Source organism: Hymenobacter sublimis (assembly GCF_023101345.1).
Lineage (GTDB): Bacteria > Bacteroidota > Bacteroidia > Cytophagales > Hymenobacteraceae > Hymenobacter > Hymenobacter sublimis.
Genome location: NZ_CP095848.1, coordinates 930,582 through 956,731 on the forward strand (window position 1 = coordinate 930,582; position 26,150 = coordinate 956,731).

Annotated in this window: 23 protein-coding genes and 1 tRNA gene; 18 read left to right on the forward strand and 6 right to left on the reverse strand. The window is 58.0% G+C overall.

Annotation, left to right across the window (positions count from 1 at the left end; translation table 11 throughout):
- Positions 1-76 precede the first annotated feature (76 nt).
- The 3 genes from MWH26_RS04005 (at position 77) to MWH26_RS04015 (ending at position 4,520) form a co-directional block, all read left to right on the forward strand.
- A complete protein-coding gene (locus MWH26_RS04005) occupies positions 77-994 on the forward strand; it encodes a DUF6929 family protein (RefSeq protein ID WP_247976145.1) in 918 nt (305 codons plus the stop codon).
- Between the two features lie 116 nt (positions 995-1,110).
- Complete coding sequence (locus MWH26_RS04010; protein ID WP_247976146.1) at positions 1,111-4,104, forward strand: glycosyltransferase family 117 protein; 2,994 nt, start codon at positions 1,111-1,113, stop codon at positions 4,102-4,104.
- A 137-nt stretch (positions 4,105-4,241) separates the two neighbouring features.
- Positions 4,242-4,520: a hypothetical protein gene (locus tag MWH26_RS04015; RefSeq protein ID WP_247976147.1), complete on the forward strand. Its 279-nt coding sequence runs from the start codon at positions 4,242-4,244 to the stop codon at positions 4,518-4,520.
- Between the two features lie 132 nt (positions 4,521-4,652).
- Here the strand turns inward: MWH26_RS04015 and MWH26_RS04020 are convergent, their stop codons facing one another.
- Together MWH26_RS04020 and MWH26_RS04025 are read right to left on the reverse strand one after the other, a co-directional pair.
- The gene (locus tag MWH26_RS04020) at positions 4,653-5,735 is read right to left on the reverse strand and encodes a hypothetical protein (protein WP_247976148.1); all 1,083 of its coding nucleotides are present in this window, start codon (positions 5,733-5,735) and stop codon (positions 4,653-4,655) included.
- Positions 5,736-5,902: 167 nt separating this feature from the next.
- Positions 5,903-7,186, reverse strand: coding sequence for a carboxypeptidase-like regulatory domain-containing protein (locus MWH26_RS04025; protein WP_247976149.1), 1,284 nt, complete (start codon positions 7,184-7,186; stop codon positions 5,903-5,905).
- A 547-nt stretch (positions 7,187-7,733) separates the two neighbouring features.
- Between MWH26_RS04025 and aspA the strand changes: the two genes are divergently transcribed.
- The 3 genes from aspA to MWH26_RS04040 all read left to right on the forward strand — a co-directional run bounded on the left by aspA (position 7,734) and on the right by MWH26_RS04040 (position 10,271).
- Positions 7,734-9,143, forward strand: coding sequence for an aspartate ammonia-lyase (gene aspA, locus MWH26_RS04030; RefSeq protein WP_247976150.1), 1,410 nt, complete (start codon positions 7,734-7,736; stop codon positions 9,141-9,143).
- Between the two features lie 93 nt (positions 9,144-9,236).
- On the forward strand, positions 9,237-9,671 hold the full coding sequence (locus MWH26_RS04035) for a hypothetical protein (RefSeq protein WP_247976151.1): 435 nt from the start codon (positions 9,237-9,239) through the stop codon (positions 9,669-9,671).
- A gap of 141 nt (positions 9,672-9,812) precedes the next feature.
- Positions 9,813-10,271 carry a hypothetical protein gene (locus MWH26_RS04040; protein WP_247976152.1) on the forward strand — a complete coding sequence of 153 codons (459 nt, stop codon included), beginning with the start codon at positions 9,813-9,815 and terminating at the stop codon, positions 10,269-10,271.
- Between the two features lie 88 nt (positions 10,272-10,359).
- On the opposite strand, the gene MWH26_RS04045 is transcribed toward MWH26_RS04040, so the two are convergent.
- From MWH26_RS04045 to MWH26_RS04060, 4 genes are all read right to left on the reverse strand, one after another.
- Positions 10,360-10,444 (reverse strand) — tRNA-Leu (locus MWH26_RS04045).
- A 25-nt stretch (positions 10,445-10,469) separates the two neighbouring features.
- Positions 10,470-11,006 (reverse strand): Fe-S protein assembly co-chaperone HscB, encoded by a 537-nt coding sequence (gene hscB / locus MWH26_RS04050; protein WP_247976153.1) that lies wholly within the window; start codon positions 11,004-11,006, stop codon positions 10,470-10,472.
- Between the two features lie 132 nt (positions 11,007-11,138).
- Positions 11,139-11,453: a putative quinol monooxygenase gene (locus MWH26_RS04055; RefSeq protein ID WP_247976154.1), complete on the reverse strand. Its 315-nt coding sequence runs from the start codon at positions 11,451-11,453 to the stop codon at positions 11,139-11,141.
- Positions 11,454-11,596: 143 nt separating this feature from the next.
- A complete protein-coding gene (locus MWH26_RS04060) occupies positions 11,597-12,376 on the reverse strand; it encodes an SAM hydrolase/SAM-dependent halogenase family protein (protein WP_247976155.1) in 780 nt (259 codons plus the stop codon).
- 186 nt (positions 12,377-12,562) lie between these two features.
- On the opposite strand from MWH26_RS04060, the gene MWH26_RS04065 reads away from it, so the two are divergent.
- From MWH26_RS04065 to MWH26_RS04120, 12 genes are all read left to right on the forward strand, one after another.
- On the forward strand, positions 12,563-13,669 hold the full coding sequence (locus tag MWH26_RS04065; protein ID WP_247976156.1) for a PhoH family protein: 1,107 nt from the start codon (positions 12,563-12,565) through the stop codon (positions 13,667-13,669).
- A 172-nt stretch (positions 13,670-13,841) separates the two neighbouring features.
- Positions 13,842-14,279 (forward strand): GNAT family N-acetyltransferase, encoded by a 438-nt coding sequence (locus tag MWH26_RS04070; RefSeq protein WP_311136880.1) that lies wholly within the window; start codon positions 13,842-13,844, stop codon positions 14,277-14,279.
- Between the two features lie 145 nt (positions 14,280-14,424).
- Positions 14,425-16,662, forward strand: coding sequence for a ComEC/Rec2 family competence protein (locus MWH26_RS04075; RefSeq protein ID WP_247976157.1), 2,238 nt, complete (start codon positions 14,425-14,427; stop codon positions 16,660-16,662).
- 176 nt (positions 16,663-16,838) lie between these two features.
- A complete protein-coding gene (locus MWH26_RS04080) occupies positions 16,839-17,651 on the forward strand; it encodes an enoyl-CoA hydratase/isomerase family protein (RefSeq protein WP_247976158.1) in 813 nt (270 codons plus the stop codon).
- 231 nt (positions 17,652-17,882) lie between these two features.
- Complete coding sequence (locus MWH26_RS04085) at positions 17,883-18,335, forward strand: sterol desaturase family protein (protein ID WP_247976159.1); 453 nt, start codon at positions 17,883-17,885, stop codon at positions 18,333-18,335.
- Positions 18,336-18,363: 28 nt separating this feature from the next.
- The gene (locus MWH26_RS04090; protein WP_247976160.1) at positions 18,364-19,290 is read left to right on the forward strand and encodes a MerR family transcriptional regulator; all 927 of its coding nucleotides are present in this window, start codon (positions 18,364-18,366) and stop codon (positions 19,288-19,290) included.
- A gap of 288 nt (positions 19,291-19,578) precedes the next feature.
- A complete protein-coding gene (locus tag MWH26_RS04095; RefSeq protein ID WP_088843003.1) occupies positions 19,579-20,094 on the forward strand; it encodes a sigma-70 family RNA polymerase sigma factor in 516 nt (171 codons plus the stop codon).
- A 203-nt stretch (positions 20,095-20,297) separates the two neighbouring features.
- Positions 20,298-21,794 (forward strand): bifunctional phytoene desaturase/3,4-desaturase, encoded by a 1,497-nt coding sequence (crtID, locus tag MWH26_RS04100; protein ID WP_247976161.1) that lies wholly within the window; start codon positions 20,298-20,300, stop codon positions 21,792-21,794.
- A 112-nt stretch (positions 21,795-21,906) separates the two neighbouring features.
- On the forward strand, positions 21,907-22,749 hold the full coding sequence (locus MWH26_RS04105; RefSeq protein WP_244695370.1) for a phytoene/squalene synthase family protein: 843 nt from the start codon (positions 21,907-21,909) through the stop codon (positions 22,747-22,749).
- A 26-nt stretch (positions 22,750-22,775) separates the two neighbouring features.
- Positions 22,776-23,357, forward strand: coding sequence for a hypothetical protein (locus MWH26_RS04110; protein WP_247976162.1), 582 nt, complete (start codon positions 22,776-22,778; stop codon positions 23,355-23,357).
- Between the two features lie 315 nt (positions 23,358-23,672).
- Positions 23,673-24,872: a carboxypeptidase-like regulatory domain-containing protein gene (locus tag MWH26_RS04115; protein ID WP_247976163.1), complete on the forward strand. Its 1,200-nt coding sequence runs from the start codon at positions 23,673-23,675 to the stop codon at positions 24,870-24,872.
- Positions 24,873-25,288: 416 nt separating this feature from the next.
- Entirely contained in the window at positions 25,289-26,137 is an 849-nt protein-coding gene (locus MWH26_RS04120; protein ID WP_244695373.1) for a 4-hydroxy-3-methylbut-2-enyl diphosphate reductase, read from the forward strand.
- The last annotated feature ends 13 nt before the right edge of the window (positions 26,138-26,150 follow it).

The following is a 26,150-nucleotide window of genomic DNA, read 5'->3' on the forward strand; positions in this document are numbered from 1 at the left end:
TCGAAAAAACCAGGAGTTTACCAACCTCAGGCAGCCAAGCGCATATACCCAATTTCCCAATCTCCCAAAACCCTCAATGATGCAGGCTCTTATTCGTCACGAAGCAGTGTTGCCGAAGCTACCCTCGGCTTCGGGAGTGGAGGTAGTCGGTAACGTGGCCTACGTCATCGGCGACGATGCACCCTACCTGTATCAGCTGGATGCGGCCACCTTGGCGGCGGGCGCGCCCACCCGGCTTTTCGAAACGGCACACTTCAGCAGCGGCCGAATTCCGAAGGAACTGAAGCTGGATCTGGAATGCCTCACCGCCCTGACTACCCCTACCGGCGAGACTGGCCTGCTGGTGCTGGGCTCGGGGGCTACGGCCGCGCGCGAGCAGGGCTTTTGGGTGCCGCTGCCCAAAACCGGCGGTGCCGGCGCCGTGTACCCCATTTCCTTGAGCGGACTGTACGCGGCCTTGCGGGCAGTGCTACCCGCCGGCGTGGTTCTGAACCTGGAGGCGGCGGCGGCTACCACTACGGAGCTTCTGCTGTTTCAGCGCACCGTGGGCTCGGCGGCCGGTAACCTATTGTTTCGTCTGCCCCTGGAGGCCGCGCTGGCGTATTTGCAGCACCGTAGCCCGCAGGTTCCGTCGGTGCAGGCCCAGCTGTTTGAGCTGCCCGTCATTGATGGGAAGCCCGCCGGTTTTTCCGGGGCTACCTGGTTTGAGGATAGACTATTTGTAACGGCCTCGGTAGAAGACACCCAGGATGCCGTGCTCGACGGGGCCGTGCTGGGCTCGTTTGTGGGCGTGCTGCAGATGGCCAACCGGGCAGCAAAAGTGTTGCCCGTGCAATTGGCTCGGCTGGAGCTGCCCGGCGGCCGCGCCTACCGAGGTAAAGTGGAAAGCGTGGCTGGGCGTCGGCGCCTGGGCCCAAAACACTATGAGCTGCTGCTGGTAACCGACGATGATGCGGGCGGCTCCACGGCCGTAACGGTGGAGCTGAGTTTATAAACCACCTACAAATTTCGGGAGAAAGGCAACGGCTAAGCGAAAAACCGCATCCGGCGTTCTGGAAGTCATTCCGGGCCGCCGGATGCGGTTTTTTGTCACCCTTACCTTCTTGCCAGATGCTGTATTCCCGACTTAAACCCGTGTTTGGCGGGGCCCTATTTCTGCTCGCACTGGGCGTGTACTGGGCCACGCTGGAGCCCACCGCCTCCTTCTGGGACTGCGGCGAGTTTACCGCTAGTGCCTACAAGCTGCTGGTGCCGCATCCGCCCGGCGCCCCACTCTACCTACTGCTGGGTCGGCTGGCTTCCCTGTTAGCTGCCGGGGAGCCAACCCGGGTGCCGGTGCTGGTGAATCTGGTTTCGGCAGTGGCTAGTGCCGCTACTGTTACCCTGCTGTTCGGCATCATCACGGATCTGGCAGCAAAGCTCCTGCGGCCGGCCCAGGCTGCGGAGCTCATGCCCGGTACGGCAACTGCCCTGGTGCTAGGTAGTGGGGTAGTGGGGGCGCTGGCGCTTACCTTCTCTGACTCGTTCTGGTTTAACGCCGTGGAAGCGGAAGTGTATGCCCTTTCTACCCTGGGCACGGCCCTGGTGGTGTGGCTAATGCTACAGTGGGAAAAGCGCGCCGACGAGGCCGACTCGGACCGGTGGCTAGTGCTCATTGCCTACGTCATTGGCCTGGGCATTGGGGTGCACCTGCTGAATCTGCTGGCCATTCCGGTGCTGAGCGTGGTGTGGTACTTCCGCCGCACGGCGCAACCCACAAGACGGGGTACTATACTGGCACTATTAGGGGGTAGCGGGCTGGTGCTATTGGTGCTGGAAGGCATTATTCCGGGCTTGCCTACCCTGGCTGGGGCCAGTGAGGTGTTCTTCGTGAACACCTTCGGGCTACCTTATAACTCGGGGCTCCTGCTGTTTTTGCTGGCCGGGCTGGGGGCATTGCTGCTGGCGCTTCGGTGGGCTTACCAGCAGGGTCGGCGCGGGTTGCACACGGCCCTGCTGGCCCTGGTATTCGTGCTCATTGGCTACTCCAGCTACCTGATTGTGCCCATCCGCAGCTCTTTCAGCCCTACCATCAACGAAAACGCGCCCAACGAAATCCTCTCCTTCGTGAGCTACCTGAAGCGCGAGCAGTACGGCGACCGGCCCCTGCTCTACGGGCCCCACCTGTTTGCCCAGGCCGTAGCCCAGGAGGACGGGGCGCCGCGCTACACCCGCCAAAACGGCCGTTACATCATCACGGACCACCGTCCGGAGCTGCGCTATGAGGCCCCCGATAAAGTGCTGCTGCCTCGCATCTACGCCGGCCCGGCCGGGACTAGCCCTGAGCTGGTGCGCCAGTACCGCAAGTGGGTTACTGACCTGGAAGAAGGCCGCAAGCCTACCATGACGCAGAACCTGAGCTTCCTGTGGCAGTACCAGTTCGGGCACATGTTCTGGCGCTATTTCGGCTGGAACTTCATCGGGCGGGAAAGCGACGTGCAGCACGCGGGCGTACTCTGGCCCTGGGCTACTACCCAGGCGGTGCCGGCCAGCGTGGCCGAAAACCGGGGCCGTAACGCCCTGCTCGCCTTGCCATTCCTGTTGGGGGTAGCCGGCTTGGTGTGGCAGCTGCGCCGCAACGGGCGGCAGGCTCTGGTGGTGGGGCTGCTGTTTCTGCTGACCGGCCTGGCCATTGTGTTCTATCTCAACCAGCCGCCCCAGGAGCCTCGGGAGCGGGACTACACCTTTGCCGGCGCTACCCTGGCCTTCTGCATCTGGATTGGGCTGGGCGTGCCGGCTTTGCACGCCGCCCTGGGTCGCCTGCTTTCGGCTAGCCGGCCGCGGGTGCTGCTGGCTTCGGCACTAGGATTGCTCGTACCAACCCTCATGGCCACGGAAGGCTGGGACGACCACGACCGGACCGGACGCTTCAGCTCCGTCGACTACGCCAAAAACGTGCTCAACACCCTGGCCCCCAATGCCATTCTGGTTACGGAGGGCGACAACGACACCTTCCCGCTCTGGTACGCCCAGGAGGTGGAAGGCGTGCGCCCCGATGTGCGCGTGCTGGTATCCAGCTATTTAAACACCGATTGGTACGTGGAGCAGATGCGCCAGCGCAGCTACCAGTCGGCTCCGCTACCCCTGTCCATTAGCCCGGCCCACTACCGCCAGGGCACCAATGATTACCTGCCCTTCGTAGAAAATCCCGCCGTGCGCGAGCTGAACGTGCGCGAGTTTGTGCAACTGGTGGAGCAAAACAGCCCCCTGCTGCAGGTTAGCTACGGCGACGGTTCCCGAACCCTGCTTTCTTACCCCGCTACCCACCTGGTACTACCCGTTGATACGGCCGCGGTGCGGCGCAGCGGCATGGTACCCCCGGAGCGGCTGGCCCAGATAGTTTCGCGCCTGGAGTGGGACGTGAGCCGGGGGGCGCTGGAAAAGCGGGAGCTGGCCTTACTCGATGTGCTGGCTACCAACAACTGGCAGCGGCCGGTGTACTTTGCCAATACCGTAAGCCCAGCCACCCGCATGGGCCTGGAGCCCTACCTGCAGCTGGAGGGGCTGGCCTGTCGGGTGTTGCCGTGCCGCGCCCCAGCCGCGCTCCGGCCAGAGTTGCGCTTGCCAGAGGAAGGAGAAGTAGCAAAAGACTTGCTCTATGACTCCCTGATGCGCAAGTACAGCTACCGCAACCTCAACAACCCCAAGGTGTACTACGATGAAAATCAGCGCTTCACCCTAAGCGGCTACCGGGAGCAGTTTGCCCGCCTGGCCCGCGCCTACGTGGAGGCCGGCAACCACCCTCGCGCCCGCAAAGTGCTGCAAAAGTGCCTAACAGTGCTGCCCGACACGGCCCTGCCCTACGACGCCTACACCCCTGACCTGGTGCCTTCCTTGGTGGCAGTGGGCGAAAGCCACCGGGCCCGCGAAATCATGGACACACTCACAACCCGCACCACCCAACACCTAGCCCACTACGCCGCCCGCCCCGATGCCGCCCTGTTTGAGCGGGAAATCGGAATGCAGCTCTTCACGCTCCAGCACCTGTACCTGGCCGCCGCCGACACCAATGATGCGGCCCGGGCTACTGCGCTGGCCGGAATTCTGCGGCAGTACGGCGGGTAAATGGGGCGAGCTTGCAAGTGCGCATCAGGTCAGCTTTAACTAGTAAAGAAAGAGGTGCAATTCGTTGGTGGGTAGGAATTAAGGATGAGTCCAAGGTGTTAAAAGCAAGTAGCCAATCTGACTTGTTTTCTGCCTTCATGATTCTCTTCAACACTCGTTTTTTGTACCCCGTTAGCGCCGTGAAGTTGCAGGAGCAGCACGGGTTGCTGCCGGCGGAGTTTCTGCAAACCATCCAAGCCTTACAGCCTTTCCTGGAAAAGGAAAAAGCCTACGGCGACGTGTGCACCACGCAAGTCACTTCGCCCCGCGGCCGGCAGTTGGTAGTGCACTACCGCAAAACCTACTCTCCCGAAAATGGCTTTGTGGTAGAAATTTTGGATGCCGAAGTGGTGCGCCCCCTGGCTCAGGCAGCTTAAGCAAAGAACTGCCGCTGCCTTTGGGCGGCGCAAACGCCCTGGAGCAGCATAGACAAAAAAGTGACTCCCACTGTAATCACTGTTCCATGGAACAGTAATTACAGTGGGAGTCACTTTTTTGCACGTTATACTTTATGAATTGCGACGCCAGATGAAGCCATCCAGCACATAATGGGTAGCCTGAGGTAGGGCCAACAAGGGTGTCAGCAGGCAGAGTACGAGGGGGTTGGTAACGGCTGGCAGGTGTTGAAACCAACTGAAAACCAGGCCATGTTCCCGCCAGAGCAGCCCGTCCCAGATGCCTTCTTCTAGATAGGCCAATCCGAATAGCAAACCTAGGAACAGCACTACCCCAAACCGGCCCTGCCACCACGTTGGAGTTAGGCGGTGAGGAGTTGTTGAGGATGCATGGGGGGTGGGCTGACTGCTAACCCAAACCAAGGCTAGATAGGGAATACCGTGAGCTACCACGTTGAGCAGGGTAAAGGCCAGGTCGCCGTTAAGCAGCACGATGCCCGCGTACCAGGAAGTTGCCGTGCCCAGAATTAGCAGATTGCGCGGCAGGTTCAAGCAGCCGTTTTGCTGGTACTGCCGCGCTTCCTTGCCTACGTACAGCCCCAGCAAAGCCACGTATAGTACCGTGAGCAGCGCCCGACCCACCGGAAAATCGTGCTGCACAAAGTCACCCTCCACAAACCAGTTGAAGTTGCGAGGCGAGGACAAATGCCACCAGAGCAGCGGATACAGCGTGGCGGCATAGATAACTGCCTGATCCAATGCTCGGTGTCGAGGTATAGCCGCTTCCTGCCGCCCATACAGCCGCAGAAAGCCGTACTGTTGCCGCACGAAATGAAATACGGCCGCGTACGCTAACACTCGCCAGAACCAGAGTCCGCTGACGTAGTGCAGAGTCACGCCTGCGCTGTAGCAGCCTAGGGGCACAGCCCAGAGCAGCGTCCGGAAGCGCCGACGCCGCACCGGGTCAAGATAGGTCCGAAATAGGGTACTATACACGTGGGCAACATCGATAAGCACTACCAGGACCAGCCAAGCCCAAACCGGCATCTGAGCGGAGTTCCGGTATGGCGCAGGTAAGGCGGCGGCTACCAACAAAGCCAGAAACGGCGGCCCAATAATCCAGAGTCCATCAAACCCGGCCGAACGAATCCAGGATTGAGAAGAACCAGTACGCGGAACAGGCTGAATAGCAGGCATGTAAAAAGTAATAAATTAAGCCACCGAAAATAGGAGTTTAGCTCCAATGCCTTGCCACTTAGTACTTTCATTCCGGTTGGTTTTTAGCCCTGGGCTATAGCATAAGCCGCACATGGGAACGGGTAATACGTATGCCAACACTACCGATTTGGCATAAGAAAATTCAGTCACTGACCACTCGTTGCGGGCCTGCTTTGAAGCAGCTCAGGCTGATAGTTCACGGGCAGAAACTCCCCAAGCTTCTCAAAGCCCCAGTACCCTTCCGTCAGCACTCCTAGCGGGTTGGTGGCTTGGCCATTGGCCTGCACCAGCACTTGCGGTAATAGCAGGTGTAACACCGAAACCTGCGTGGTGGGCGCCGCCGGAGCCGGTCGGCCTAGGGGCGCCGTGCGGGCTAGGTGGGCGGCATACGTTGGGTCGGGCTTCTCGCGGCCGTAGCTGACTTGAAGTAAGTCGGGGAATTGCAGGGCCACGCGCTCCGCGTCTGGGAGTTGCTGCCGGTATGCCTCAGTAGTCAGGGGGCGCGTGTACAGGTACTCCAGCTGGCGCGGCACCGCGGCCAGGGCTTGCAGGGAATCGTCGAAGCGGGCCGGGTTCAGTAGGCGGCGCGTGGTAGTTTGCTGACGCATAAGGACCAGCAAACTATCGGCCTGGGCGCGGGCCGGATTCACTACCCGGCGCAAGCGCTGCACTACAAAGCCTTCCTCAGTTACGCGGTTATCGTACACGCTACGCAGAAAATGGGTGAGCGACCCAACGTAGGCCTGGCGGCGGTTTTCCTGCCAGCGGCGGCGCTGCCGCTCCGATGTGGTCGTGAGGTCCTCCATAATCAGCCAGCCGTAAAACGCCACCCACTGCTGCCGGAAGTTCAGGCGAAAATCCAGGCCGTAGTACTTGATGCGGTAGCCTAGCGCCCGGTTTTCTACCGTCACGTAATCCGAACAAGTGGCGTGTAGTTCGTTGGCCTCCGGGTCGTAGTGCACGCGCACGGCCTCTGGGTCGCGGATGCGGCACTGGCGCGAGAAGCTGGTGGCTCCTAGAAACGACTCCACAAACTTGCGGTAGTCGTCTGGGTTGTTGGGGGTAGGGCGTACCACCACCTCACCGAGGGCTGTGGCCGCCGGTGGGAGCCGGAAGGTGAGGTGCTGGGCGCTGGTAGCTATCAGCACCGGCTGGCGGCGTAGGCGGTAGCCCAAAAAGGAAGCTACTGCTTCATAGCTGCCCGGTGGCACCCGCTCAAACACAAACCGCCCCGCCTCATCCGTGGTAACGCCTAGGGTAGTATTGGCCAAAAATACCGTGCTAAAGGGCAGCGGCTGCTGGGTTAGGGAGTCTAGCACCACGCCGCTGAGCCGGGCCTGCCCCCAGCCCGCAGTGGGCAGGGTCAGACATGCCACCAGCACAACCAGCAACGTACGGCAGCAGCAAAGCAAACGGCAACAGGTAAGCATGCAAGTAAAGTAAATAGCAAACCGACACCCGTATCAAAGGCAGTAGTATCGGTATCAGGCTAATATACGAAATATTCGTATTTCTACGAATATTTCGTAAAATGGTATATGGTGAAGAAGATGCCGAGTTAGGCAAGGAGTAAACACGGAAGTATAAACCTAGCTATACACCACTCCTCTAGCATTGCACAAAAGCACTTAGTCTATAAGCGGTTCATCGTGAGAAAGCTAGACAGTGATTATTGGTGCCCGGTTAATCTCAACGTTGACAATCATAAGGTGGGAGTGGGCCATCGCCGCCTACCTGGGCGAAGAGCCTTGACCTGAGTCCACAACGGAATGAAGTTTAGGGCAGATGGGTAAGCTCAACCTCAGGCTGGTAGATAGAGTAGAACGCTAGCAGTTGGGCAACCCTAGCCAATGGCACCGTTTTCGGCCCCGCCCACTACCTTCGCCGCCTTTCCTTACCCTTGACTTAGCTAAAAGCCGCAACCCGGCTCTTGTTTTCCGTCTTTAGGTTTCTGTTCAGTTTCCTTTTTCTCCTGTTATGCAAACTACCACCCGGCTTGAGCACGATTTCCTTGGCGAACGAACCATTCCTAACGAAGTATACTATGGTATCCAGACGTTGCGGGCCCTGGAAAACTTCCGCATCACCGGAATTCCGCTGAAGTCGGAACCCTTGTTTGTGCAGGCCCTGGCCTACGTAAAAAAAGCCGCCGCCATGGCCAACCGCGACCTAGGCGTGCTGGATTCGGCCATCGCCGAGTGCATTATCAAAGCCTGCGAGCGGGTAGCCAGCGGGGAACTCGACGATCAGTTTCTAACCGATATGATTCAGGGCGGCGCCGGCACGTCCGTGAATATGAACGCCAATGAGGTGCTAGCCAACGCCGCCCTGGAACTCATGGGCAAGCAAAAGGGCCAGTACGAGTTCTGCCACCCCAACAACCACGTCAACTGCTCGCAATCGACCAACGACGCCTACCCCACGGCCTTCCGCATTGCCCTCAGCAACAAGCTCGTGGGCTACAGCCAGGCCCTGGGCGAGCTGGCCGATGCCTTTGCGGCCAAGGGGCAGGAGTTCCGAAATGTGCTGAAAATGGGCCGCACCCAGCTCCAGGATGCGGTGCCCATGAGCATGGGCGACGAGTTCAAGGCCTTTGCCACCAACCTGCGCGAGGAATTGCTGCGCATTGAGGACAGCCGCCGGCTAATCAGTGAAATAAACATGGGCGCTACCGCCATTGGTACCGGCGTAAACGCGCCTCCCGGCTACGCAGAGCTGGTAACCAAGCACCTGCGCGACGTAACCGGCCTGGACCTGAGCCTGGCCGGCGACTTAATTGAGGCTACCTACGATACCGGTGCTTACGTGCAGCTTTCCGGCGTACTGAAGCGCACGGCCGTGAAACTCTCCAAAATCTGTAACGATTTGCGCCTGCTGTCCTCCGGTCCGCGCACGGGTCTGTTTGAGATTAATCTGCCGCCCCTGCAGCCCGGCTCCAGCATCATGCCCGGCAAGGTAAACCCCGTAGTGCCCGAGGTAGTCAACCAGACGGCCTTTTACGTTATCGGGGCCGATTTGACCGTGACCATGGCCGCCGAGGCTGGCCAGCTACAGCTAAACGTGATGGAGCCGGTAATATCCTTTGCCCTGTTTACGTCGATTTCCTACCTAACCAACGCCTGCCATACCCTGCGCGAGAAGTGTGTGGTGGGCATCACGGCCAATGCCCACCACGCCGAAAATATGGTGCGCAACAGCATTGGCATCGTCACGCAACTCAACCCGGTATTGGGCTACGAAACGTCGGCGGAAATTGCGAAGGAAGCCCTGAAAACCGGCAAAACCGTGTACGACATTGCCGTTACGGACCGGCAGCTGCTGACCCAGGCCAAGTGGGACGAAATCTTCACGTTTGAGAACCTGATTCGGCCGGGCTTTATTCAATAAGGTAGGGGTGGTATGCCGAGATGCAGCTTTAGGGAAAATACGGTGTCTTGTCTGATCGTTTTTCCTAAACTCTCGCGGAGTATATACTTACCTATGAAGCATCCTACTCGTTTCCGGCAATGGCTTCCTACCCCAACCAAAGGCCGTATGCTCACGGGCCTGAAAGTGGGAGATACCATAGCAGTGGGAGACGGGCAAGAACGCCCCGTGACCCTGCAAGACCTGAAGGAAACCGAGTTCAAGCGCGAAAACCGCATTATGCTGGCCAGTGGCATGCTCGATATGGACGGGCAGGAAATCTACGAAACCGACATTGTGCAGGTGTACACCCAACAGGGGCCCACAGGCCCTTCCTACTTTGCTTACGTCTTTTTCAACCCTGCCCGCGGCTTCGTCTTCCGAAATGCCAAGGACGTGCCGATCAGCACCGTTGCCTTCAAGCGGATATGGACCAATTTTTACGCCGAGCCGCACTGGATGCAGCAGTTTGAGCACCACGCTAGCTTTATTGAGGAGCATTGGGCTTAGTCGGCCGGGCAAAAAGGTAGTGTGCTGAGGCGCACAAAGCCCCGGCAACCGCTAGGGCTTTGTGCGCCTCAGCGCTTTTCACTCCATCAGATTATGCCTATTTTGGCTGTATTCCTTGGTGCGTTACCCTTGAGCAACCGTATGTTGAACCCGCCTCTAAACCCGGCGCCGCCCGCAGGACAGCACTCCGTTACCGCTCCCGAGCCGCTACTGCCGCTGGCTTCTGCACAAATAGCTCCCGTCCCCACCCATACAGCCAAGCGCGACAAGCTCCTGCTTTCTGCCGCTACTCGGCTGGTGCCACTGGTAGAGCTGCTCGACCGGATTAAGCCGCACGTGGGCCAGAACACCGTATTCAGCACCCGCCGCCACAAAATCGACGCCCAAATAGCCTTAGCCTATGAGCAGCTCCGCGCCGACCAGCCCAAGCGCCAAGCTCTTACGGAAGCCTTTAAGACGCTGAGCGAGTTCGTGCTGGAAGAAACCCGCGAGGTTAGCAAGGACGAGGTAAAAGAATCAGCCAAACGCTTCGTGCTGGCTACCCTCAAAAATGCTCCTCACTTAATTGGCGCCGCCAAACAGGCTGGCCTACTCTCCTAAAGCGTGACGAGGCACTCGCACTGGGTTTCGTTTAGGCCAAGTACCAAAACGAAGAAGCCTCCTTGCAAGCAAGGAGGCTTCTTCGTTTTGGTACCCAGAGCCGGGGTCGAACCGGCACATCTTTCGATATCGGTGTTTGAGACCGACGCGTCTACCGATTCCGCCATCTGGGCATTCCGTGCCGCTCATGTCGGTAATTCATGAACGGGTAGCAAACTTAGCCAGACTTTCGCGAATGCGCAACAGGTAGCGCTTTTTCAAATAATAGGTTTGCACTTGTTCTAGGGCCCGAGGGCGGGCATCTGCGGGCAAACCGGGGTAGCCGGCTAGTACCGGTTCAATGCCTGCTTCCAGCGTGTCCGTCAGGGCGTTGACTTCACGGGTGACGTGTTCCACGACGGCTGGATCGGGCTCAAATTCCAGCTCCATGAGCTGTTCATTAAGCTCCATTACTTCCATTAAAAAATCTGGGGGTAGCTCCTGTTTTCCCTCTTCTAACAGGTGGTGCTGACTTAAAATGTAGGCCATTCGCTGGTCAGGATCGGCGAGGGTGCGGTAGGCGTTGGTGTTGAGCGTAGCCAGTTGCAGAATTTCCTGTTGGCGCTCGGGGCTCTCGGTGGCGTGGAAGTCAGGGTGATATTCGCGGCTGAGCGCGTAGTAGCGGCGCTTGAGCGCGGCCTCATCGGGCTGAAAGGTTTCTGGCAGCTCGTAAAACTCGAAGTAGTTGGGAGTCATCGTCGGAAAAGGGTCAGGCTTGCAGCAAGGGCACGCTTATCGTACGCCAACAAGCAGAATCAGGAACATAAACAGCGACGCACTTTTATATTGCCCCGGTGGGGTAGGGCTACACAGGAAGTAGTCCGCTTTCTATGCCATGTCCATGGGTAAGCTGTCCGTATCTACGCGGTGTACCGAAAAGGCGACGGGCGCGGCGGCAAAAAGGCGCTTGGTGGCCGGCCATACCTGGCCAAATAGTTCGGAGCCTCGGTAGGCATTTAGCGCATCGGCAGAATCCCAGTGACTATGCGTGCAGAAGACGTTCGGCTGCTCCGCGTCCTGCCACAACTCCAGAAACCGGCACCCAAGCATCTGCCGAATCAAGGGCTCTGAGTCCCGAAAAATCTGCAGAAATTCCGGCACTGCTTCCGGCGTGAAAGTCATGCGCACAATACGAATCAGCATAGGGAAAGAAAGCCGTTAGGTAGCAAAAAGGAAGGGAACAAAGCAGGTGTCATTGTGACAGTAATAACTTAACATAATAAATAAACAAGAATATAATCTTTGTTTCTAGGCTTTACGAGTAGTATTTGTGCACCTTCGGCGGGCTAGACGGCGTCGGGAGGGAAGCGAATATCTACCTGCGAATCGAAGTGCAACCCCAGCAGCTCCGAGGCATTGCCCTGGTTAATGCCAATGCAGAGCTGGTCGCAGCTATTGAAAATGCAGACCGCTTCACCCGGAGCAATGGCCTGGAAGTGCGGGGCAATTTCGCGCACGGTTTCGCGGGCGAAATGGATGGTAAACGAGCGGTTGCGCCCAATAACCTCCACTGCCGTGCGTGTGATGTCCGTGACAAGATTGCCGTAATGATCCACGTGCACCACGTGCCCAGTGATGCGGTTGTCTTGCAGGCGCAGCTGCCGGTTCAGGAGCTGGTACACGTCGGTAGCGGCTGGGCCCAGGGAGCCGAGCGCTTCGCCTTGAGCCAGCCGCACGGCCGCGGGAGCCAGCAGGTCGCGGGTGGGGGAGGCCGTGATGGGGTGGCCCACGCCCAGGGCTACCAGCTCTTCGGGCTGCCCATCGCAGAGGAGGGGTAGCAGTCCGTTATTGGCCGACACGAAATAGTGACCCCGGAAGTGGGCGGCGTGCCAGGCGGCGCGGGGCGAGCCAATGTCGTTGACGCCCACCAGATGCACTGTGCCCACCGGAAAATCCTGGTACACAGAGCTGAGCACGTGCATGGCGTGGGCAATATTGAAGGGCTCAATGCCGTGCGTGATGTCCAGCACCGGCACCTCGGGGGCCAACTGTAGAATCCGCGCCTTGACGGCGGCCACGTAATGGTCGCGGTATCCAAAGTCAGACAGAAACGTAATCAAGCCCATGACCGGAAATTCGGAGTTATTCGTACTATTGCCAGGCCCCCTGCGGGGGCGGCAAAAGTAGGCGTTTTGCCGCGAATCGGGAGCAGCAACGATTCATAGGTTTTTGCTGTTACCCCTTGCAGAAGGCTTCGTGGGCCCCGCCCACCCGCTCTTTTCTTCTCCTTCCGCCCTTAAATTCCCTCCAGATTGGTCGAGAAAGTCATCACGCTCGAAAATGTGTCCCTGGTTGAGTTCCTCGGACCCGATAACCAAAATATCCGTCAGCTGGCCGCGGCCTTTCCTGGCAGTAAAATCATCTCACGCGGCAACGAAATCAAGATTCAGGGCCAAACGGCCGTAATCAGCCGCATCAACGAAATCCTGTCGGCCCTGCTGGAGCACTACCACCAGTACGGTCAGATTACCGACAAAACCGTCAGCCAGTACCTGACCTCGGCCGACGAGGACCAGCAGGACCGGATGCTGGCCGCTTCTCCCGACGTGATTCTGTTTGGGGCCAAAGGCGGCGTCATCAAAGCCAAGACCGCCAACCAGCAGCGCCTCGTAGATGCCGTGCTCAAGAACGACTTAGTGTTTGCGCTAGGGCCGGCCGGAACGGGTAAAACCTATATTTCGGTAGCGCTAGCCGTGCGGGCGCTTAAAAACAAAGAGGTCAAGAAAATTATCATTTCCCGCCCGGTGGTAGAAGCTGGCGAGAGCCTAGGCTTCTTGCCCGGTGATATGAAGGAGAAGGTAGACCCCTACCTGCGCCCGATTTATGACGCGCTGGAGGACATGCTGCCGCCCGAGAAGTTTAAGTTCTACCTCGAAAACAAAACCATTGAAATTGCGCCCCTGGCCTACATGCGCGGCCGGACGCTGAACAATGCCTTTGTGCTCCTGGATGAGGCCCAGAACACTACCCCCAGCCAGCTCAAGATGTTTCTGACCCGCATGGGCCCGAACGCTAAAGTGATGGTGAACGGTGACCGGAGCCAAATTGACTTGCCTACCAAGCAGAAGTCTGGGCTGATTCAAGCCCTGGACATCCTGCGCGATGTGCGCGACATTGGCTTCGTGGAAATGACTTCGGAAGACGTGGTGCGCCACCGGCTGGTGAAGCAAATTGTGCAGGCTTACGACAAGTTTGATGTGCAGCAGCAGAAGGACCAGGCCAACCGCCCGGTGCGCGAGTACCAGCCGTCCTACCGTCGGCGCCAAGACGAAGTTGCCCACCAAGACCCGGGTAAGCACCCCGACGCCCGCCGCGAAGACGACGGCACTCGCGAGCTGCCGGTAAACCAGGAGCAGTAAGCACCGTTCTAGGTCGCTTCGCAGCCTAGAAAGTCGAAAAACAGAAGGGCCGCCCACTGGGCGGCCCTTCTGTTTTAGGTCGGGCAGGGGCAAAGGCACCAGTGGTTTCGTATTTTCGCGCCCGTAAGCAGTGGTGCTCCGTACGCTGCATTTCCCATCAATCTGCTTTCCCGTGATACAGGTAGCCCGCATTGCCTCCCCGCAAGACCCCAGCCTCAACGACGCGCTGGCCATTCGTCATACGGTGTTTGTGCTGGGGCAGAACGTGCCCGCTGAGCTAGAGCACGACTCCCATGACCGCACCGACGCCACGCACTACCTGGCCCGCACGGCCGAAGGCACGCCCTGCGGGGCCGCCCGGTGGCGCGTCACGGAGGTAGGAGTGAAGCTGGAGCGCTTTGCAGTGCTGGAGGCCTACCGCAACCAGCAGGTAGGAGCCGCGCTGTTGGCCGCCGTGGTTCGGGATGTGCGCGCCAGCCATCCGGAGGCGCTGGTGTACCTGAACGCCCAACTTCCTGCTGTGCGCTTCTACGAGCGGCACGGGTTTGAGAAGGTAGGAGAGAAGTTTGTGGAGGCCGACATTGAGCATTATAAAATGAAGCTAACGTAGCCTACAGCGTGCTACCCCTCACGTAGCCCCTTGCTTTCCAATGGAAGGCAAGGGGCTTTTGCTGTCTAGCTTATTTTCCTCATTTTGGCCCCCCGTAGTGCTGAGGTACTACCACATTAGCAATTACCAGTATTTCGTGTGCTTTATGGAAATCAAATGGGCGCCCAACGCCTTCGTACGGCTAACCCTGCCCTTAATGGCGGGTATTCTAACCTACTTATACTGGGGCGAAACCCTGCCGGAGCTGCTGCCCTTTGTGGGGTTGCTGGTGGTATTGTTCGGGGTAGTACAAGCGTGGGCCACCCGCCAGAGAGGGGCTACGGCTACAGATGCCGCCGGCTTGCTGGCTGTACTGGCCGTGTATGTAGCCGGAGCGGCCCTCACCCAGCAGGCCACAGAAAGCCGGGCCCCCGACCACCTGTACCGATTTGGGAGCGGCATAGAGTTTTACCGAGGGGTGGTTGATGACTATACCGTGGTACGGCCCGCTACCTACGCTACCACCGTGCGCGTTTCGGCGGTGCGTGTGGGCGGGCAGTGGCGCCCGGCCCGCGGGGGCATCCGGGTGAGTGTGCCGCGCGAAGCCGCCGTAACGGCCCCGCAGTACGGCGACGTATGGCTAGTGCGCGGAGCGCCAGCGCCCAGCAAGCCGCCCCTGAACCCAGGCGAGTTTGACTACCGCCGCTACCTGGAGTACCATCAGGTATACCATCAGCAGTTTATCCATGCCGATCAGTATCAGCAGATTGCCACCGCTCCGCCGAACTGGTTGCGGGCTATTGCCATGCGCGCCGCCCGGGTGCTGGACGGAGTATTTCGGCAGTACGTGCACGCCAAGCGGGAATATGCCCTGGCCTCGGCGCTGGTGCTCGGGATTAAAGATGAGGTAGATCAGCAGACCAAGCAAGCCTACGCCAACACTGGCACTACCCACATCATGGCCGTGTCGGGGTTGCAGGTGGGGCTACTGTTTGGGGCCGTTACGTGGCTGCTGGGCCGGCTACCGGGGCGGCGGGGGCCGTGGTTTCGGTTTGTCGCGGCTGCGCTCGGCTTGGCTACCATCTGGAGCTACGCGTTTCTGACGGGGCTATCGGCGTCGGTGCTGCGGGCGGCGGTTATGTTTTCCTTCCTAATTCTGGGGCGAGCCAGCGGCCGGCAAACGTCCATGTACAATCTGCTGGCCGTGGCAGCTTTCTGCCTGTTGTGCTATGACCCCTACTTGCTGTGCGACGTTGGCTTTCAGCTTTCGTTTCTGGCCGTGCTCAGCATTGTGTACCTGCAGCCGCGTATCGGTCGGGTACTGCACCCCAAGGCCTTTTTCCTCGGAAAGCAGCGGCCCTGGCAGCCAACAGTCGTGCGGAAAGGCTGGAAGTGGCTGGGCGTGGGGCTGGAATACGGTTGGCAGGCCACGGCTTTGTCGTTGGCGGCGCAGGTGGCCACGTTGCCGCTGGGGCTGTTCTATTTTCACCAATTTCCGCTCAGCTTTTTGGCCTCCAATCTGGTGGCCGTGCCTATTTCAAGCGGGGCCGTGTACGTGGGCTTGGTGCTGCTGGCGCTGAAAGGGGTTGTGGCCCTGGTAGGGGTAGGCTCAGGGCAGGCCGCGGCCGTGCTGGACTGGCTGCCGCGGCTAGTGGCGGTGGTGTTTGAAAAGATGATCTGGCTTTTCAACGAGTACATTTTCGGCATTGGCCGTTTGCTGCCGGGCGCTTTGATTTCGGGTATTCACGTGACGGCCCCGCAGGCGTGGCTAATGTTTGCCATCATCCTAGCTGCGCTGGTTTTCCTTCAGTTGCGCCGCCTGCCTTGGCTGGGCGTGGCCTGCACCCTGCTTGGGGTGCTGGAAAGCAGCCGGGTGTGGGCCGCCTACCAGCTGGCACCCGATGCGCGCCTGATTGTGTACAGCATTCCGCGCCGCTCGGTAGTGGGTTTCTGGCAGGGCGCAGCCGCCGAGGTAGTAACCCTCGACTCGGTGCCGCTTACGGAAACGGAGCGCACCTACCGCATTGTGCCCGGCAGCATTCAGCGCGAGGCCCAACAGGTACACCACCGCCCCGGGTGGCAAGGGTGCCCCGTACCCGCACGGGTGTTGGAGCCGGGCCTAACCCTGACGGCCTGGCGTGGGGTGCAAGTGGCCTTCGTAAGTGGCCGCCTCAGTGAAGCCCGAGCGCCCCTGCCGGGGCTGGAGGCCATTGTGCTCCGCCGTAATGCCCGCGTAACGCCTGCTACCCTGGCCAGTATATTCGGAACGGCCGCGCCAATTATATTCGATTCCTCGTGCAAAAGTTGGTACGTGGCTCAGCAAGATTCAATGCTGCATCGTGCTGGTTTTCAGACTTATGATGTAACTGCGCGCGGTGCGTTTACCGTTCGGGTCCGGGACTAGGTGGGGGCAGCTGCCAGGTAGGCCGCAACTTGTGGGGTGCTCCTTGCGCTATAGCATGTATTCGTAGCAGCATTTTCGCTACGTTTGGTCCTGGCGTCTTTACTCTCTTGGTTCTGCTAGTAAGCCCTGGCAGCCTGCCTCAGTTTTCTTCTCACTGCTCTGCAACGTCCCTGAATATGGAAAATATGCCCACTCAGGAATTGGAAGACCTGCGCTTTATTCGGTACGAAGCTCAGGATTCCATTGGCTACATCACGCTCAACCGTCCGGAAAAGCGCAATGCCCTCAGCGCCGACATGGTTACGGAGCTCAAGCAGGCCTTTGAGTTTGCCGAGGACGACGAAGCCTGCAAGGTCATTGTGCTGCGGGCGGAAGGCGACGTATTCTGCGCCGGGGCCGACTTGGCTTACATTCAGGAGCTGCAAGGTTTCGGCTACACCGACAACCTGGCCGACTCTACCCACCTCATGCAGCTATTCCACCAGATGTACACCCTCAAAAAGGTGATAATCGGGCAGGTGCAGGGTCACGCTTTGGCTGGGGGCTGCGGGCTGGCTACCATCTGCGACTTTGCTTTTACCGTACCCGAAGCGAAGTTTGGCTACACCGAGGTGAAAATCGGCTTTCTGCCCGCCATTGTAAGCGTGTTTCTGCTACGCAAAATAGGGGAGGCTCGCACCAAGCAACTCCTGCTCACCGGCGACGTCATCACGGCCCAGGTAGCCCTAGAGTTTGGCCTGGTCAACTTCCTGGTACCCAAAGCAGAGCTAGCCGATAACGTCTACCGTTTTGCCCGTCGCTTGTGCGTTGAGAATTCAACCCAGAGCATGGAAACTACCAAGGAAATGCTGGCCCGCATTCCGGAAATGCCCCTGGAAGACAGCCTCCGTTACGCCGCCCGCCTGAACGCCGAGGCCCGCGGCTCCGACGACTGCCGCCGCGGCATTGCCGCCTTTCTAGCCAAAGAAAAAATCAGTTGGGATAATTAAAGCCCTGCCGGTTACTACCCCCATGCTACCTAACCATACCAGCTGCGCCCGTGGGCGCGGCTGGTGCTGTTTTCGGGGAACCAGTTTTTTCCGGCGGCGGCAAACCAGCAGAGTCAGGGAAGAGTAGTAACTTTCTTCTTTCTAGTTTTTCAAACTTCTCAACATCCCGGCGGTTTGAGCCCTATGACAACGCTGGCAGCCGTAGCCGTCACGACGGCTACCTTTTTAGGAATGGAATTCGTTGCGTGGTTCATGCACCGCTTTGTGCTGCATGGGCCGCTCTGGTTTTTGCACCGCTCCCACCACGTGCGCCACCCGCACCGGTTTGAGCGCAACGACTTCTTTTTTCTTTTTTACGGTTCCCTCTCCATGCTGCTGATTATCTACGGCTCCGATGCCAAGGATTTTCGCTTTTGGATGGGGGTAGGTATTGCAGCATACGGCACCCTGTACTTTTTCGTGCACGATGTGCTCATCCACGGGCGGCTGCGGTTCTGGCGCAAATCGCGCAATACCTACCTGCGGGCCCTGAACATGGCCCACAAAATTCATCATAAAACCACGGGCCGCACTGGCTCCGAGGAGTTTGGTCTGCTGTGGGTGTCGCCGAAATATTTTGCTTTGGCCCTGCGCAAGCCAGCTCCCACGCGGGTGCTGCGGCAGCGGCCCGACGCGGCGGTCTAAATAATTAGTTGAGAGGGAGAACCGTACCGTGGCACATTTTTCAATCAGCGACCTAGAGCAGCTATCCGGCGTCAAGGCGCACACCATCCGCATTTGGGAGCAGCGCTACGGCATTCTGCGGCCGGTGCGTACCGCTACCAATATTCGCACGTACTGCGACGACGACCTACGGCGCCTGCTTAATGTTGCCACGTTATGCAACCGGGGCTACCGCATTTCGCAGGTGGCCAAAATGACGGAGCCGGAGCTGGCCAAGGCCGTTATTTCCTGCGACGACGCCTCGCACAATTACTGTCAGCAAGTAAATGGGCTGCTGGCGGCCATGCTGGAAATGAACGAGCTTCAACTCACCCGGCTACTTAATGAGGCTATTAAGCGCAGTGGCTTCGAGCAGGCCATTTTGCACGTCGCCTATCCCTTTCTGCAGCGCATTGGCGTGATGTGGCAAACGGGCACAGTAAATCCGGCCCAGGAGCACTTGGTAACCAACTTGTTGCGCCAGAAGCTGCTGGCGGCTACCGACGGGCTAGCGCCCGTGCAGCCAGCTGCCGCGCGGCGGTGGATACTGTTTCTGCCGGAAGGGGAAATGCACGAGCTGGCCCTGTTGTTCATGAACTATATCCTGCGGGCCCGAGGGCACCACGTGTTATATCTGGGGCAAAACTTGCCCGTGCAGGAACTCAAGGCTGTGTGTAACTCCTACCAGCCGTACGCAGCCCTCACGGTGCTGACCGCCGTGCCGGAACGAGATGAGGTACAGGATTTTGTGAATGAGCTAAGCCAAACCTGCCCAGATATTACCCTATTTCTGTACGGCCCGTTGGCGCAGCTGCCCTTCCATATGCCAACGAATGCCGTGCGGCTGCGCCTAATCACTGATTTCATGGCGCTGGCCGAAGGAATATGTGCCTGCGCCTGCGACAAAGAGGTGCAGCTACCCGTTCAGGCTTCATAAAAGCATAACGTACACTTGTTCAACAAAGCCGTCGCCCGGCCGTAGGAATAGCATCTGGCGGCCGGGCGTTTTTCGTAGGTTTTAAGAGGAGAGCCGGGTAGAGAAAATCTCAAGGTTAACGGAAATAATTTCGACTATAATATATTTATAATCAATATGTTGTAGTTTGAATTAAGCGTTTTTGCAGCAGAGCCGAGGTAGCAGGAAAAATAAATCTATGTAGGTACGGACTACTTTCCGATCCACTCGTATATTTGTTTAACTTTTTGCCACGAAAAGCTAAACAGTATGACCTCTTTGGAATTCACCAACCAAGTACAGAAGATTTCTTACTCTCTAAAGCCCGTGGCGATGAACCTGACCCGCGACGCCGATGATGCCAAAGACCTAGTGCAGGAAACTTTGCTCAAAGCGCTGCTGAACAAGGACAAGTTCAAAGCGGGCACCAACTTGAAGGCCTGGTTGTACACCATCATGCGCAACACCTTCATCAACAACTACAACAAGATTACCAAGCGCAATAGCAATATTGACAGCACAGAGTACTTCCAGTACTTTAATACCGACGAAAACTACATTACGCACAACGGAGCCACCTCCGATTTCGTAGTGACAGATATCAACGAAGCTATTGCCGGTCTTTCCGCCGATTACCGGACTCCGTTCATGATGTATTACATCGGTTACAAGTACCTGGAAATTGCGGAAAAGCTGCAGATTCCGATTGGAACCGTTAAAAACCGTATTCACATCGCCCGCAAAGAACTAAAGCAGGCGTTGAAGACATACGCCCCCGGCGTGTAGGGAATAGGGAGAGAGTACAGACCCGCCCCGGGCGTATCGCGGGCCGCGGACGACGTTAGCTTTTGGCGGCGTGGTTCGCGGCCCGTCTGTTTTATGGCCACTCGCTGAAACATCAGCCTCGCTCGGCAGTATGTACCTTGGGGCGCCGCTTGGTGCCGCCTGCCTTGTTATCCTCGCGCTTCACCCTACCCAACTCTGCTCATTTGACTACTGCTACTTCCACCAAACACGTTCTTGTTATTGGGGCGGGCTTTGCCGGGCTGGCCGCGGCTACTTCCTTGGCCCAGCGCGGCTACCAGGTTACCCTGCTGGAAAAAAATGAGGGACCGGGCGGCCGGGCGCGCGTGTTTCAGGCCCAGGGTTTCACCTTTGATATGGGGCCTAGCTGGTACTGGATGCCCGATATTTTTGAGCAGTACTTTGCCCGCTTCGGCAAAAAAGTGTCTGATTACTACCAACTCGTGCGCCTGGACCCTTCCTATCAGGTCATCTTCAAGGGGGCGGAGGCCGTGGACATTCCTGCCCTGATGCCGGAGTTGCGGGCCTTATTTGAACGCTACGAACCGGGTAGCGGGGCCCGCCTGGATGAGTTTCTGCGGCAGGCAGCGTACAAGTACGAGGTTGGCATTGGCAAATTCGTGCACATGCCCGGCCGTTCCCTGCTGGAATTCATGGACCCGCGCCTAGCAGTGGACGCCATGCGCCTGGACCTGCTGCAAAGCATGCACAAGCACGTGCGCAAGTTTTTTAAAGACCCGCGCCTACTGGAGTTGGTAGAATTTCCGGTGCTATTCCTGGGGGCTACCTCCGAAAATACCCCCGCCCTGTACTCGCTCATGAATTATGCCGACTTGGCCCTGGGCACCTGGTACCCTTTGGGCGGCATGCACAAAATTGTGGAAGGCATGGTGCAACTGGCCCAGGAGCAGGGCGTCAGCATCGAGTACAACGTGCCGGTGCAGCAAATTGTAGTGGAGCGCGGCCGGGCTACTGGCGTGCAAACCGCCACCGGTTTCCGCCCGGCTGATGTGGTAGTAGCCGGCGCCGACTACCACCACGCCGAGCAGCACCTGCTAGCCCCTGAGTGGCGCCACTACGACGAAAAGTACTGGGACTCGCGCACGATGGCTCCGTCCTCGTTGCTGTTTTATGTGGGCGTAAGCAAGCGCCTACCCAAGCTGCGCCACCACAACTTGTTTTTCGACGAGGACTTTAGCCTGCACGCCGAGGAAATCTACGAGGACCCGAAGTGGCCCAGCCGCCCGCTGTTCTACGTGTCGGCCCCCACGCAAACGGACCCCTCGGTGGCACCAGAGAGCTGCGAGAACTTGTTTTTACTGATTCCGGTAGCCCCCAACCTGCCCGACCCTGAGGCCACCCGGGAGCATTACTACCACCTGATTATGGAACGCCTGGAGCGCCACTGCGGCACCAGTATCCGCGACGCGGTGGTGTTTAAGCGCAGCTACGCCCATCAGGATTTTGGGCAGGACTACAATAGCTACAAAGGCAACGCCTACGGCCTAGCCAACACCCTGCGACAGACGGCTATTCTGAAGCCTGCCCTGAAAAGTAAAAAGGTCAGCAATCTGTATTTTACGGGCCAGCTTACGGTGCCGGGCCCGGGAGTGCCGCCCTCCCTAATTTCGGGTCAGGTGGTGGCTAAGGAAGTGGAGAAAGAGTTTTCACTGAGGAAGTGAGGAATAATTACTAGTCTGTGCGTGTGGCATAGTAGCTTATTCGGCACTTCTCAGTTGTAAATTCTGAACCTGGCTCTTCATTCCTCATTCTTCATTCCTCATCATCTCTGCGTTGGACCACGTTGCCCTCTTTACCGAAACCAGCCGGGCGTGTAGCAAGCTGATAACCAAGCGCTACAGTACCTCCTTTACGCTGGGCATTCGTACGCTCGACCGGCGGTTTCACTTGCCAGTATACTCCGTGTATGGTTTTGTGCGCTGGGCCGACGAAATCGTGGATACATTTCATGAGCACGATAAAGCGGCGCTGTTTCAGGATTTTAAGCGTCAGACCTATGAGGCTCTAGACCTGCGCATCAGCCTGAACCCGGTGCTGCACGCCTTTCAGGACGTAGTGCACCAGTACGGCATCGACCGAGAATTTATTGAGGCCTTTCTCTACAGCATGGAGATGGACCTCGACGACCGAAGCTACAACCAGTCCTTGTACGAAAAATATATCTACGGCTCGGCGGAGGTAGTAGGGCTGATGTGCTTGCGCATCTTCTGCGAAGGCGACGAGGCCATGTTTGCCCGCTTACGCGAGTCGGCGCGCCGGCTGGGCTCGGCCTTCCAAAAAATTAATTTCCTGCGCGACATTCGCTCTGACTATCAGGAGCGGGGCCGGGTATACTTCCCCGGCGTGCAGTACGAGCGATTCACTGATGACGTGAAACGAACGATTGAAGCTGATATTCGGGCCGATTTTGAGGCCGGCTACGCCGGCATTGTGCAGCTTCCGCGGGCAGCCCGCATGGGCGTGTATCTAGCCTACGTGTACTATCTCAAGCTCTTCCACAAGATCCGGCAGTTGCCGGCTGAACGCATCCTTGGCGAGCGGGTGCGCGTACCAAACAACACCAAGCTGCTGCTGCTGCTCGGTTCTTACTTCCGCTACCAACTGGCGCGGGTGTAGGGGCTGCTCCCGTACCTCCGGATGTTATGGGCAACTTTGCAGCGGCTGGCTATTCTGTTGGGCTACTTACTCTGCGCCGCGTGAAGCTGATTCGATTCCTATTTCTTTCTTTCCTTCTGACCCTCTCCACCCTCGTGTCAACTGAAGCCAACCCGTACTCCGTCGCCCACCTGCGCCGGCAGTACCAGCAAGCCGCTACCAGCAAGGAAGCCGGCGAGAAATTCTACCAGCTCATGGCCGCCTACGACAAGCAGGACGCCGTGGTGCTGGCCTATAAAGCTGCCGCCGAGGCCATTCGAGCCCGCGACGCTTCCATGTTCAACAAGCTGACTTACGTGCAGAACGCCAGTAAGCTGTTCGACCAAGCCGTAAAGCTTGACTCCAACAATGCGGAAATTCGTTTTTTGCGCCTGAGTGTGGAAAGCAACTTGCCCGGTTTTCTGGGTTTGAGCCCCCACGTAGAAGAAGACCGGCAGTTTTTGGTGAGCACTCTGCTGAAACACCCCAGCTCTGGCCTCGATGAGGAATCGTTTGGGCTGGTGCGTAACTTTTTGGTAGATAGGGGCCACGTTTCGGAGGCCGAGGCGCAAAAACTGACACAATTGTAGCCGCCTACCGACTGGCTAAGCTAGTGTAAAAAGCTTCCGGCAACGGAAGCTTTTTTGTTGGTAACTGGGGCTTGGAGCCAGCGACTAGGCTTTCACTGGTTGAGTCTTGTGCTGTTTTCGCGTAAAGCCTGCTGCCAACAGTGCTGTTGTAAGGTAGGAGGGAAGAGGCCACGGAAATATCTTTGAGCCAGCCGGGGCCGCAGGCCGCCGCTGTAAATTATGTGTAATAGCACATCAAAAATCCTATTCCAACGTTTCTAGGGCACCTTCGCCACCCAGCGACTCTCCCTTCAGTGAAACTTCCCGCTCAACTTAATGAAACACCCGCTAATTCTGACGCTGGCTCTAACTACGGCCTCCCTCGCCCACGCTCAACAAATCACGCTCAAAGGCCGGGTAGTAGATGAAAAGCGCCAGCCCGTACCGTACGCTAACGTTGGCCAGCTCGGCAATGAGCCCGGAACGGCCACCAACGAAGCCGGCGAGTTTAGTTTGCGCGTAGCCAGCCTACCCCGAAAAATTACCGTTATTAGCCTGGGCTACGCTCCCACTACGGTCGACGCCACGTCCGCCACGGAACCCCTCCTGATTGTGTTGAAAGCCAGCACTGTAGCCCTGCCCGAAGTGCGGGTTCGTAACCCCGAGCAAGTGGCCACGGAACTGGTGAAACGGGCTTACGCTAAGCTGGCCCGCCACCAGCGCCAGGAACAGTATGGCAAAGCTTTCTACCGCCAAAAGCAAGAGCACAACGGCAAATATTCCGAGTTTCTGGACGCTTTCTACGACGTTCGGTTTACCAACCAGGGGGTAGGTGGCTGGCAGCTAGAACAGGCCCGTTACGCCACGGCCGCCGAGGAAACCGGCGTGGACATGACCAATTTTTCGGCGGCCGTACGCCTGATTCCGGTGTTTGAACCCAAGCCCAGCCGCCGTACCCTGGCCGTGCCGCTGAGCCCCTTGGCCGACAAGCAGTTCAAGTTTCATCTGCGGGAAGTACTGCAGGACAAGGGCCAGGAAACTGCCGTTATCGACTTTACCCCGCGGCTGGATCTGAACCAGCCGGCCGCCTTTGGCACCTTGTATGTGGACTTCAAAACGGCGGCCATTCGGCGCCTGGAAAGCAACGTGCCCATCGGCAACCTAATGTCGTTGCAGTTTTCAGAAGGCACTACCCTCACCTCCCAGACCTTCCGGATGGTGACGGAATTCAGCCCGGTAGCCGATTCTCTGAGCCGCTTGCAGGCCGTGCGCGCCGAGCAGACGATTGTGCTCAGCTACCAGGGCAAGCCCGACAGCACTGAAATCAGCGGTAATCTGTTTTTCTACCAGAACACTACGAAGCCCGCTGCCAAGGGCTACAAGTCGACGGGGGTGAACTACAACGACCTCAAGCAGGCCATGAAGCAGAACTACAACGCCAAGTTCTGGCGCGACCGGGAGATTTTGCGCGCTAGCCCGGTAGAGGAAAAAGTAATCCGGGACCTGGAGCAGCGCAAAGCCTTCGGCTCTTTCTAGGGTAGGGAGTCTTGTCCGGACGAGGTCAGGGCTAGATTATTGAGCACGTGCTTCGGGGCGGGCAGCCGTAAGGATGGCCGCCCCGAAGCGGAGCCCTAGGTTCCGCAAAACTGCCCAGGACGTTTTCCTCGTAGGTACCTGCCCTCAAGCAGGACTGCCTGGTACTACCGGTTCTAGTTAGGGGCAGCTATACGTATCTGCTCCTTCAAAAGTGCGGTTTAGCAAGCTCCTCCGTAATGCCTGAGCTCTAGGATTAGTGTTCTGAGCAACCGGACGATTACCAGAGGGTTAACTTTATGCGGGTGGCGCTTGTTATGAATACGCTACACTGCATCAGCGCAAGAAGAAATGATAAACACCTTGTATCTTCTGCCCCCTGTAACCTTCTGGTCACCTCGACAGTTACTCAGTTAGCTATGCCGCACCACCTGAGCGTCCGTATTGACCCCAATTCTGGTTTTTGCTTCGGCGTAATCTATGCCATTCAGATGGCCGAAGACCTATTGGATGAGCAAGGTTACTTGTATTGCCTCGGCGACATTGTGCACAACGATGAGGAAGTTGAGCGCCTAGAGCAACGGGGCTTGCGCATCATTGACTATCAGCAGTTGGCCCAGTTGCGTAACGAGGCCGTGCTGATTCGGGCGCACGGTGAGCCGCCGAGCACTTATCAGATGGCCATGGAAAACAACCTGACCCTCATCGACGCTTCTTGCCCCGTAGTACTCAAGTTGCAAAACCGCATCAAAACTAGCTACGACCGCCAGGACCGCATCTTCATCTATGGCAAACACGGCCACGCCGAGGTGCGCGGCCTACTGGGACAAACGAGCGGAGAAGCGGTAGTGTTTGAGAACCTGGAGGAGCTGTTACGGCATGAGTTGCCCGCCAACATCACCCTCTATAGCCAGACTACGAAAAGCACAAACTCGTTTTACCGCATCAAGGACGAGCTGGAGCAGCGCGGTTACCAGGTAAACGCCAACGATACCATCTGTCGGCAGGTTAGTAACCGCGACAAAGATCTGCGCCGGTTCGCGGCCCAGTTTGACCAGGTAGTGTTTGTGTCGGGTACCAAAAGCTCCAACGGCAAGGTCCTCTACCAGGTATGTAAAGAAACGAACCCCGCCACCCACTTCATTTCCAAGGTAGAAGAATTGTGTCCCTCGTGGTTTCAGCCGGGCCAGTCGGTGGGTATTTGCGGAGCCACCAGTACCCCCATGTGGCAGATGGAGCAGGTGCGGGAGGCGTTGCTGGCGCTGTAAGCGGGGCAACTTT